The sequence below is a fragment of the Paenarthrobacter ureafaciens genome (genome assembly GCF_004028095.1).
Classification (GTDB): Bacteria; Actinomycetota; Actinomycetes; order Actinomycetales; family Micrococcaceae; genus Arthrobacter; species Arthrobacter ureafaciens.
This window is the reverse complement of sequence record NZ_SBHM01000007.1, coordinates 290,500-302,102: the sequence shown is the minus strand read 5'-3', so window position 1 is coordinate 302,102 and position 11,603 is coordinate 290,500. Positions and strand designations below refer to the sequence as shown.

Sequence of the window (11,603 nt, the reverse complement as noted above, 5' to 3'; positions counted from 1 at the left end):
CAGGCTTGCCGCCACCACAATCGCGGATCACCTGACTGAGGCTCCTTTCGTTCTGGCACTTCAGATACTTAGGCGTTTGCCTTCGACTATCGTGCGGCCAGCCGCGTCCGGACTGGCGTCTCTCGCTTCGCAGTCCAGCAGTGCTGCCTTCTTACTCGCCAGCCACGTTGCCGGTGACGACGCCGGACTGGAGCGCCGCTTTGACAATGCCTTGAGGTGTGGCACCACCCCAGAGCACGCGCGCAAGGCAGCCGAAGTGGCTCTAGCCGCCGGCCGGACCGAGTGGGCGGACAGGTTCCTTTCCTGCGCAACTGAGAGTACGCAGCTCGCGGCCACCACCGCACGGCGTAGGTGGTACGACGGCGACATGACCTCCGCCGTCGACGTCTTGCGAGGGCAGCCCGGAAACGCCTCCAAGCAGCGTCAACGGCTCGAATCGGAGCTCCGGGTTTTCCAGGGCTGGCGGCCATCCTTGGCCAGCACCAGCATGCAGCCGGAACCACGTCGGGTCCTTCATCTCCTGACGAATTCCGTGCCTCATACGGGAAGTGGTTACGCCCGACGCAGCCACTCGATCCTCAGCGCCCAGGCGCGGGAGGGGTGGGAACCCTTGGCGGTCACACGTCTGGGGTACCCGGTCCAGATCGGTGTGCTGAACGCCCGAGATGTGGACGTAGTGGATGGTGTCCGGTACCAGCGGCTTCTGCCTGCAGCCATGGCCAAATCGATGGACGGACGGCTGCAGCAGCAGGCCGAGGAACTTCTCCAAGTGGCCCGCGAGTTCCGCCCCAGCGTCCTTCACACCACCACGCACTTCGTCAACGGTTTAGTAGCACGTGAAGTCGCCAACGCACTGGGAATTCCGTGGGTTTATGAGGTCCGCGGCCAGTTGGCTGATACTTGGGCGTCCACTCGCGATCCAGAGGCAAAGTGCAGCGAACGATACCGGCTTTTCACTGATCGGGAAGCCGACGTCATGCGTAGTGCCGACCTGGTGGTCACGCTCGGAGAGTCGATGAAGCGCAACATTCTGGCAGCAGGAGTCTCTGAAGAGCGGATTCTGCTGTCTCCCAATGCAGTGGGCGGCGCCTACCTTGGTGAACCACTGACTCATGCGGAAGCCCGCAGCGCCTTGGGGCTTGAATCGGATGCCCTGTACATCGGAACCGTAAGCAGCCTGGTGGATTACGAGGGCCTTGAGGATCTGGTCACATCATTTGCTTTGCTGGCGCCGCGACTGCCAAAGTTGAAGCTGATTGTAGTGGGTGACGGGACGGCTGCGCCGGCCCTCCGCGATCAAGTCAGACGGCTGGGCCTTTTAGAGAGCGTCCTTTTCCCAGGACGGGTCCCCGCTGACAAAGCACAACTTTTTCATCAGGCACTCGACGTTTTCGTTGTGCCCCGGAAGGACCTGTTCGTGACCCGTTCCGTTACGCCGCTGAAGCCTGTTGAAGCTCTTGCTTCGGCGCGGCCCGTGGTGGCCAGCCGCTTGGACGCGTTGGAGGAGATAGTGCGCGACGGCGTCAACGGGCGGCTTGCCGAGCCCTCGGATCCCGAGGGGCTGGCTGAGGTGTTGTTGGATTTGCTTGAGGACAACGGCATGCGTCGGCGTCTTGGGGCGGCAGGCAGGCAGCAGGTTCTGGCGACCCGCACTTGGGAAGCGAACGCGAAGGCGTGCGTGCAGGCCTACGAAACTTTGGCGTCTAACTATACGAGGAGGGCCAGCTGATGTCGGCTAAGAAGGCAGTCATGCCAGAGCCAGCAGTGGTGCAGCCGTTGGCTGTCGACATGCGGCGTCTAACGCGCGTTGGCGCACGGCCGAAGTTCCTGGATTACTTGGTCCAGCTTTGGGATTTCCGCGATTTCATTTTCTATGATTCGCGGGCCCGGGTACAGAGCGGTACCCGCCGAGACCGCCTGGGCAGCGCCTGGTTGTTGCTCAACCCGATCTTTAGTGGACTCACGTACTACGTAATGTTTGGCCTGTTGCTGCAAACAGGCCGGGGTATCGACAACTACATCGGATATCTGGTCATTGGCGTCTTTATCTTCCAAGCCTCTGCTGGCGCCATCACCACCGGCGCAAGGTCGATCCATAGCAACAAGGCTGTGGTCCAAGCCTTCAACTTCCCAAGGGCAACCTTGCCCATCGGGGCAAACATCCGCGAGATGATGGCGAACGTCCCCTTGATTCTCGCAATGCTCTTGATCATCACGATCGTCCCGCCGGTAGAGAAGATTACCTGGCTTTGGCTCATGATTTTGCCCGCATTGGCGCTTCAGTCCATCTTCAACCTGGGAATCGGGCTCATCCTGGCGAGAATCATTTCCCGGGTCCACGACGCTACCCACCTTCTGCCGTTCTTCATTAGGGCATGGATGTATGGGTCAGCCATCTTTTACTCGTACGATCGCTTCATCACACACCCGGAAATCCTGGCGGCGATGAAGATCAACCCCCTCTTCAACGTCATCGATATCATTAGAAACTGCATACTTTACGCGCAGCCACCTACCTGGCAGTCTTGGGCAATTCTCGCTGTGTGGGCGCTGGCAGCCCTGATGATTGGCATGGTCTTCTTCTGGCAAGGGGAGGAATCCTATGGTCGTGGCTGAACAGGTATTGGATGTTGAGGGTCATCCTTGTGTAGTGGTGGACCGCGCAACCATGGAGTACCGGGTGGTAACTACGGACTCTGACGCGGTCGCCCAGGAACGCCGCGAGACCAGCTTCTTTCGGAGACTGACCCGCCGTCCAAACACTGTGACAGTCCGCGCCTTGCACGAACTGTCCCTTGTTGTGGAGCGCGGTGAGTCCGTGGGCATCATCGGCCGCAACGGCTCGGGCAAGAGCACGCTCATGAAGCTCATCAGCGGCCAGATAAGGCCTTCTTCGGGAGCGGTCTTTGCATCCAGTACACCGATTATGCTCGGAGTGAATGCCGCCCTCGTCGGTGATCTCTCGGGCCATCAGAACGTGGTTCTGGGTTGCCTTGCCATGGGTATGAGTAGGCGCGAGGTCAAGGAAAAGTTCACGAGCATCGTCGAGCTCTCCGGTCTCAGGGACTCCATCTACCTGCCGATGAAGTCCTACTCCTCCGGGATGGCATCGAGGCTGCGCTTCGCGATTGCTGCCAGCATTGACCCGGAAATTCTGTTGGTGGATGAAGCACTCAACACAGGCGACGCGCAGTTCGGAGACCGAAGCAAGCGCCGGATGGACCAGCTTCGGGAACAGGCCGGCTGCGTTTTCATCGTCAGCCACTCCCTAGAGACCATCACCAGCATGTGCAGCCGTGTCGTGTGGCTGGACATGGGGCACATGATCATGGACGGGGATCCGGAGGAAACCGTGAAGACGTACCAAGACTTCACGGGAAATCTTGCCAGGGGCAACGGCATCACAGCCGCAAGGATCCGGGATGAAGCGCGAGCGGCATTACAGATGACGGAAGTATTGGCCAGAAGCAAGATGCGTAGGAGCCGAGCATGATCTATACGGTTGATAACTTGCGGAAGGCTGCTTGGCACTTGCGATCCGGCGGTATCCGCCAGCTCCGCACGTGGCACAAGCGGCAGCGTGCTTTGTCTGCGGCTAAGGCGTCCAGGAGAAATATCGGTGCCAGAACTGCGAAGCCCAAGGTCGGCACGCAGACACGCCAGCTGACCTTTCCGGCCTATGACTACCCCAGCATTGCTGCGCGCAGAGCCGACCTGACAGTCGCGGTCATTTTGGATAACTTTTCTGCCAAAGCGTTTGCCTATGAGTGGAACCTTGTGTTCTTGGGCAAGGACCGCTGGCGTGAGCAACTTGAAGAAAATCCTGTGGACTTCTTGTTTGTGGAGTCGGCATGGGAGGGGAACGACGGGTCATGGCGCTACCAGTTAACTGGCGCGAGCGGTCCGAAACCGGAGTTTCTGGCTCTCATGCAGTGGTTCCGGGAAAACAACTTACCCACGGTTTTCTGGAACAAGGAAGACCCGCCGCATTTCGAAGATTTTCTGCCTGCGGCACGTGAATTTGACGTCGTACTTACTTCGGATGAGAACAAGCTCCCGGCCTACAGGGAAGCGCTGGGACACAATCGCGTTGACGTCCTACCGTTCGCTGCGCAGCCGGCCATTCACAACCCGGTGCGCCCCCTAAAAGGACGACACTCTCGCGACGTGGCGTTCGCAGGTATGTATTTTGCGCACAAGTATCCTGAACGGCGCGAACAGATGCAGGTGCTGCTTGAGGGGGCTATGGAGGGGTCGGACAGGGTCAAGCATGGCCTCGAAATCTTCTCCAGGCAACTCGGCGGTAACCCGGATTATCAATTTCCTGCCCCTTATGACTCACGCGTTGTGGGTTCGTTGAGTTACGACCAAATGTTGTCTGCCTATAAGGCCTACAAGGTCTTCCTGAATGTCAACTCAGTGATCGATTCGCCTAGCATGTGCGCTCGGCGAATCTTCGAAATCACAGCATCTGGCACGCCCGTGGTCACAATGCCGAGTCCTGCATTGCCGAGGTTTTTCCCGGCAAATGAGATTCACAGCGTAGAGACAAAGGACGAAGCGGCCAACATCATCAGGGCATTGATGAGGAGTCCGGAACTTAATGATCGTTCCGTACACAGGGCACAACGCCGTATCTGGGCCGAGCACACCTACGCTCACCGGGCTGAAAAAGTAATCGGGCTGGCACTGCCCCATAGGATTCGACCGGTAAAGCCTGAACTTGTCAGCGCTTTGGTGTCAACAATTCGGCCGCAGCAGTTGGAGCACGTGTTCCGTACAGTCGGCTCGCAGTTGGGTGTTGAGGTTGAGCTGGTGCTCCTGACGCACGGGTTCAAACCAGGTTGGTGGAAAATTCGTAAGTTGCGGCAAAAGTACGGTGTCTCACAGGTAAAGCTTCTCCAGGCACCTCGAACGCTTAGCCTTGGGGCATGCCTGAATCTTTGCGTGACCGAGTCAACTGGGGCGATTCTCACCAAAATGGATGACGATGACTATTACGGTCCGCACTACCTGAGGGATCAAGCCAATGCCTTAATGTATTCCGGGGCGGACGTGGTCGGTAAGCTTGCTCATTACATGTACATTGAGAGCCGGAACGCCTCGTTGCTGAGGTTTAAAGGCATGGAGCACCGCTTCCACCACATGGTGATTGGAGCAACCATCATGGCAAAGAAGTCGGTCTTCGAACGCCATCAATTCGAGGAAATCGGCCGTGGTGAGGACACCGCTTTTTTGCGCTCCGTTAGCGAGGGTGGCGGGACCATTTACGCATCCGATCGTTACAACTACTACGTTCAGAGGTCGGGATCCGGCCACACTTGGACTGCATCTGACGACCACCTCCTGTCCATTGGAGACGTCGAGTTTTGGGGTAACCCGACAGAGCACGTGACTGTCTGAATTCGTACTACCCAATGTTGGGAGCATTTTGAATACCATCAATCGTGTCGCCGTCATCGGGCTGGGTTACATTGGCCTCCCGACGGCCGCCATCCTGGCGACGAATGGCATCGATGTCGTCGGCGTCGATGTCAATGAGCGCACTGTCGAGGCGGTCAACGCTGGCGAAGTACCATTCGTCGAGCCTGATCTTGGAATCCACGTTTCCGGCGCGGTGAGCCAGGGACGCCTCAAAGCTACAACCTCCACTCCCAAAGCCGATGCCTACATTGTGGCTGTGCCGACGCCGTTCTACGAGGACCGCTCTGCTGACCTGAGTTACATCGAGGCTGCGGCACGCGGAATCGCACCTCAACTGCAAGGCGGCGAGCTCCTGATCCTTGAATCGACATCACCCCCCGGTGCCACCGAGCATATGGCCAACTACATTCTCAAACTTCGCCCGGACCTGAGCATTGATGGCTCGAATGGGCGACCGGCTATCCTCGTAGCTCACTGCCCTGAGCGGGTCCTGCCCGGGCGGGTGATGATCGAACTTGTAACCAATGACCGAATCGTCGGAGGCATGTCTCCAGAGGCCGCTGAAGCCGCCAAGAACCTGTATGCAGTCTTTTGCCAAGGAGAGATCCTCACGACGGACGGGGTTACTGCCGAGATGGCAAAACTGGTAGAAAACTCCTATCGCGACGTCAACATTGCCTTCGCAAATGAACTGTCGGTAATCAGCGACAAGCTTGGCATAGATGTGTGGGAACTTATTCGTCTTGCAAATCACCACCCGAGGGTAAATATCCTCCAGCCAGGGCCGGGCGTGGGTGGGCACTGCATCGCCGTAGATCCTTGGTTCATAGTCGCTGCGGCGCCTGAGGAAGCAAAGCTGATCAGAGCAGCGCGCGACGTAAACGACGCGAAGCCGGAGTGGGTGGTTCAAAAGGCCGTTTCGGCGCTTGAGGGGCTGGAGAGCACAGGAGAGGTCGCGATTCTTGGCTTGGCCTTCAAGGCTAACATCGATGACCTTCGAGAGTCTCCGGCCGTTCAGATCACAAGCATGATTGCGGACAGGCTGCCTGACCGGCGCATCAATGTAGCGGAGCCCCACATAAACATCCTGCCGCGGGCTTTGTCGCAGAGCGTCAACGTGGCGTTAACATCTCCAGAGGAAGCTATCGAACGTTCCGGCGTGATTCTCCTCCTTGTGGATCATGATCAGTTCCGGGGATTGGACACGGGGATCATCGCGGGAAAAAACGTGGTGGACACCCGGGGGGTCTGGCAGGACAGAGCCACGCGCTGATTGCTTCTCTTAAGCGGCTGGTGCTCAGTTGCCGTCCACCGCGGAAAGTGGACGCCAACTGAGCACCAAAGGAGCGGTACTACTCCCAGAGGACGTTTTTATGCGTGAGCAGAGGGGGCCGTCGGCATGCCAGAACCGATGCTGGCCCCAAGAACGTTCATGCTATAAAGAATCGGTTCTTAGCCGTGAGTTCGTCGAGGCGTTTGCACCATGCCGCTCGTGCCAATCCGTCTTCGGCGAGATCAAGCTCAGCTTCTAGCTTGTTTACGTCGATGACGAATTCATCGCGAGCATAGATGAAATCATCTTTTGGCTCGAAGGACGTGCGATCGGATTGGGCTTGGCTGTAGGCATGTACAGACGGCCGAGTCCAGAAAATTCCGGTGCCAACGACTCGGCCGGGAACGCCAGCCGCCGTTGAATTGGAGGGGACAGTTTTCGTAATCAACGCCCGCGCCGCCAAAATGCTTCCGGAACCTACTCGGGCACCCTTCAATAACAGAGTGTCTTCCCCGAGCCAGACGTGATCCCCCACCCAGATGGATGCACTCGGATTGATGCGTTGGTGGTTGCCAACGGCGTACACAAGATGAGGGTCTGCTGTTCGGAACGTTACCCTCGACGAGAACATTGCATCACTACCGATGATTACGTGCTTCCGCTCGGTAGGAAGAAAGCGCGCTTCGGATGTGAATGAAGCTCCAGGGCCTATGTACAACACAGACTCCTCGAAGACGGACGCGACCAAGCGGGCAAACCGCGGCGACTTCCGGATGTGGATAACGGCATTGCTCCCCAGGAATCGCAGCCTCGAGTTCCTGAGCTTCACGCCATCCTCAACATAAAGGACGTTACCAGTCCCTGCAAACTCAACTGTCGAATTAATAAACTCTGATTCGGGGGCCTGATTGAGGTGCACGTGGTTGTTGCTGATGTTAGCAACGTCTGTGTAGGACCTAATGACTTGTATCGTTTTCGGTGAGTCCGCCAAAATGGCAGAACCCTGGTTATCTTGCATTCGACAGAAGCGCTTCCTTCTCATGAAGCGCAGCACTGCTAGTACCGTTGGCTTCAGGCTGTGTTGGGGACGCCGCTACCACCTGAGAGTTCTTCCAGTCCACCTGTGACAGCAAAGCCATCGCCATTTGGCGCTTTGAACTGTCGTGGAGGACGATTCTCAGGCGCTCAGCGCCCGCCTTTATTACAAAGCGTAACGCAACCAAATCGGCCAGGTTCCAGTTAGCCAACGGCTCGACAACCGCTACATAGGACGTGCGGTTCTTTCCGTTGGCTTCGAGCATTGTGTCTACCGACAGGGCTGCATCCTTAACGAAATGGACTTCCATGGTGTCGCCGGCCGGGTCAACCTCATAACTGCGGTATCGGTACTTGCCATGGGTGTCACCATCGAGCACGACATATTCTCTGGGACTGGTGCTCGTGAGTACCAACTCGTCGAACGAAAGGACGGCCCCGGGGCTCTGCTTGGGGCCCCTCGTCAGCGGCTCGGGCAGACTGCTGGTCCAGCGGCTTCCGTTCGCTTCCAAAGCGGTGAGTCCGGACATAGCCTCGATCGGATCGTACGCAGCAGCAAGAACCTGCGAATCGGAGGTGAACTTAAGGAATTGGTATGAATGCTCGGTTAAGAGATGCATGAATTTGGTGCGTCCAAGAGAACCTTCCAGGTACCAATTAGCACCCCTGATCTTCGATGCTTGGTTATCGACGCGTGCCTGCGCAAGGACGTTTCCGCCTCGAGCGTAGGAACGGATGTTTTCACACCGGAAAGTTTTGTTCTTCGCGCCATGCAGGAAGTTTCGCATAATACCGAGCATGGACGGCAAAGCTGCCCTTGCGACGGCAGAGTGACCGCCGTCGACTCGGTACTTGGTCAGGTTAGGAACGTCATGGGCAAGCTCAATCAAAGAGTGGTTGCTGAGCTCATCTGAGTTGGTATAGAAATAATCAATTTTTCGACCCTCAGCGAAATACTGGCGCAACAAGCTTTCCGGTTGCTCAGAAGATCGGATGGCATTGTTCCTAAAAAGATTGTCCCTGAAGAAAGGCTTGTTGAAATAGTAAGGCAGATTCATCTGAGGAACAGCTAATAGCAAATGGGCTTGAGGGAAGTCTTTTGCATAGTTAATGGCAATGCTTCCGCCCTTCGAGGCGCCGAAGAAGAGCATCTGTGATTCGTCGATGTTATGTTCACTACGCAGGCCGTCAAGAACGCTCCAGACGCGTTCATAGAGCGAGCGCCCGGCGCTGTCGACCATCATGTATGAACCGGCCGCAAGATAGCGATCTTGGAAGCACACCATCATGGTGTCTCGCAGGTCAGCTTCCTTAATGTCCTTGAGGTAGCTGACGGCGTACGAGATGCGGGAAGTCGAAGGACCAAACCCTGGAAAAGTTATGAGCAACTTCTTGGGGTTGACGGTATTACCGCGAAGAGAATAAAAAACATCGCCATACTGTTTGACTCCGTACTGGGCGTCATACTTGACCTGCTGGGGAGTGGTAAATGCTCCCCGGCCGATCTTGAGTTCATAAGGAGCGTTGATATCTAGCTTGAACTCCGTTACGTCGCTGGACGTAACCACAATGTTTCTGTACTCCAAGGGGAACCCGCGTGCTGGGGGCTCCACTTCGTTGCCGTAGACAACCGAAGAACCTTGGAGCAACCGGAACGGTTTCCCACGATGTTTTTCCCATTGCTTTATGGTGAGTTTCGCGAAGTACAGGCCGGGCGGGAGGCTCTCCGAAGCTAGGCGCCTTACGCTGCCTTCCAGGCCTTTGGTCTTTACGTACTTGTGGACGACGCTGTCTGCAGGCGACGCAAGAATCCTGCGCGCGACGTCAGTGCCAAATTTTGAGTATGCCGCAGCCTTACCCAATTCGGATATGCGGTGCCGGGCTTCTCGGACTATCTTCATCAGAGACTCAACATCCTCTCTACGATCGTCGAATTAATTCGCGCGGGATCCACACCTTTGAAGAAGCGAGATCGTCGATGGGCGTACTGGTCATCCAATTGAAGGTAGTGCCCGTTTACGATGTGGTTAATCAAGTCAGAATGCTCCAGGAACACAGGTCCCAAGCCGTCTTTCTTGAAATCCAACCTACCTTCATAGGGTTGGTCGTTGAAAAAGTCGACAGCATCCCACTGGTAGTAGGCAATCGGTGTCCCAATGAACGCAGCGTCGATTACGGCGGAGCTGTAATCGGTGAAGACCATCTCTGCAGAAGAGATTGCCTCGCGGTAGCTAAGATCTGACTTGATGACACGGTCGGAGAACCGGAAATGGCTGGCGCGTTTCTCAACGTTTGGGTGCAACTTGACGTGCAGAGTTCGTCCCGTTCTTTCCAGGAACCGCAGAAGGGACGGATCCGACAAAATGGCATCGATGGACTTGAAGTAGCTGGACTGCGTGAAGTGTTCGGTGGATGACTGATGCAGGTTGAACCGCCATGTTGGCAGGAAGAGCAGATGTTGGTCGGTATGCTCGGCGCGGGCTAGTGATTCCATGCGGGGCAGACCCGAGTTGAGTGTCTCCACCGGTGCGAATTTGCTCAAATAGTCGGCTTCGACCTGACCGGTGGCCACGAATACGTCGAAGTACTTCGATAGGACCCAGTCGGTCATGTCGTTCAGTTGAACCCCGTGTTGAAGGTAAACGAACCGGGAGTTCGCGAAGGATTTTCCTTTGTATCTGATGTTGTAAATCTGTGAAGAGACAACAAGGTCTGAGATGAGGAACTTTTCATAGAACTCGGGAGTGAAGATGGGGATCAATTTGAACCCTTTAGCCCGCAACCTTTCCCAGTCCTCGGACTTGGGATTTATTGCAAAGTAAATTTCCTCGTACTCAGGATGATTTTTCATAAAGTATTCGTACAAATGTTCCGCATTATCATCCGCCTGAAGCGGGCGGTCGAAAAAGAGCATCGTGGAATACGTATCGATCGGGCGACTGTAAAAGTCATAGCTTGCAGGTCGAAAGAAGCCCGGTCTGTAATTGCGCGGAACATAGGCTTTTTCGATAGTAAGGATGTCATCCCCCAAGCGCAGTCGATACAGCTGAAGAGCTGATTCCTGGGCTTCGCCCTCACGGAAAACGAGATACGAATCCCCTTCGCTGAGCTGCTTGTAGAGGTATCTCTCTTCCGGTTCGTTCAGCCAGCGTAGCCAGGAGCCCTCGAACGGCTGGAGCGGATCTAGCAAGCTGGCGAACTCTGCGAGATCGAAAGCGTGTATGACATCGCGGAGATGAGCCAAACTGACGCCTGAGACTTTTTGTGCCCTGAGCCCCCGAAGAAACGCGGCGATGAAACGAACCAGGTGAAGGCGCACCTCGGTCGATGACGATGAGATGAGAGGCACCAATCTCGTTACGTCATCGCCAAGTTGGAGGCCGATGGCAGCTTTTGTCTCGGATGCGACGGAGAAGCCCGTGGGCAACGGCTTAATTACTCCCAGCGACCAATACAAGCGATAGCTGATGTAGAGACCGGCGCGGTCTATGTCACCGATGGCCTCCAGCGCATCCGCGAGTCGTCTGGTGTTGAACGCGGTTCCGAAAACATCTGTGTCCCGGCCGTAGTGGTAGTTCTGGTCGATTTTGGTGGCCGCTACGTTGTTTGGAATGGGGCCCGTGTAGACGACAGGTTCGGCGAGGTAAACCGTGCGGGTTCGGAGGTAATCGAGCATCGTCGTCACATAGTTTGTTGACAACTGGTGGGAGGTCCTCATGAAGACCACATACTTACTATCGATTTCGGCGCAGAGCCTCGCTATGCTCTTAGTGGTTAACGGCTCAGCGATGTGAAGAATCGTAAATTCAGATTCCAAGCGGAGCCGGGCAGACACGAGGCGTCTGTACATGACAGATTCTCTGTCTAGAGT

At 56.1% G+C, this 11,603-nt stretch carries 8 protein-coding genes; 5 read left to right on the top strand and 3 right to left on the bottom strand.

Annotated features, from left to right (window positions below; genetic code table 11):
- Positions 1-76 precede the first annotated feature (76 nt).
- Genes AUR_RS05615 through wecC form a run of 5 tightly spaced genes read left to right on the top strand, consistent with a single transcriptional unit; the run spans position 77 to position 6,697 of the window.
- Positions 77-1,729, top strand: a complete 1,653-nt coding sequence (locus AUR_RS05615; RefSeq protein ID WP_241650869.1) for a glycosyltransferase family 4 protein — start codon at positions 77-79, stop codon at positions 1,727-1,729.
- A gap of 20 nt (positions 1,730-1,749) precedes the next feature.
- Positions 1,750-2,616: an ABC transporter permease gene (locus AUR_RS05610; protein ID WP_164888698.1), complete on the top strand. Its 867-nt coding sequence runs from the start codon at positions 1,750-1,752 to the stop codon at positions 2,614-2,616.
- Entirely contained in the window at positions 2,603-3,493 is an 891-nt protein-coding gene (locus AUR_RS05605) for an ABC transporter ATP-binding protein (protein ID WP_062097725.1), read from the top strand. The genes AUR_RS05610 and AUR_RS05605 overlap by 14 nt, the downstream gene beginning before the upstream one ends.
- Positions 3,490-5,403, top strand: a complete 1,914-nt coding sequence (locus tag AUR_RS05600; RefSeq protein ID WP_062097723.1) for a glycosyltransferase family protein — start codon at positions 3,490-3,492, stop codon at positions 5,401-5,403. The genes AUR_RS05605 and AUR_RS05600 overlap by 4 nt, the downstream gene beginning before the upstream one ends.
- 28 nt (positions 5,404-5,431) lie before the next feature.
- A complete protein-coding gene (gene wecC, locus AUR_RS05595; protein WP_062097721.1) occupies positions 5,432-6,697 on the top strand; it encodes a UDP-N-acetyl-D-mannosamine dehydrogenase in 1,266 nt (421 codons plus the stop codon).
- 157 nt (positions 6,698-6,854) lie between these two features.
- On the opposite strand, the gene AUR_RS20390 is transcribed toward wecC, so the two are convergent.
- From AUR_RS20390 to AUR_RS05580, 3 genes are all read right to left on the bottom strand, one after another.
- Positions 6,855-7,283, bottom strand: coding sequence for an acyltransferase (locus AUR_RS20390; RefSeq protein WP_206616224.1), 429 nt, complete (start codon positions 7,281-7,283; stop codon positions 6,855-6,857).
- A 421-nt stretch (positions 7,284-7,704) separates the two neighbouring features.
- Positions 7,705-9,633, bottom strand: coding sequence for a hypothetical protein (locus tag AUR_RS05585; RefSeq protein ID WP_128397075.1), 1,929 nt, complete (start codon positions 9,631-9,633; stop codon positions 7,705-7,707).
- Positions 9,633-11,408 (bottom strand): CDP-glycerol glycerophosphotransferase family protein, encoded by a 1,776-nt coding sequence (locus tag AUR_RS05580; RefSeq protein ID WP_206616223.1) that lies wholly within the window; start codon positions 11,406-11,408, stop codon positions 9,633-9,635. The genes AUR_RS05585 and AUR_RS05580 overlap by 1 nt, the downstream gene beginning before the upstream one ends.
- Positions 11,409-11,603: the final 195 nt, after the last annotated feature.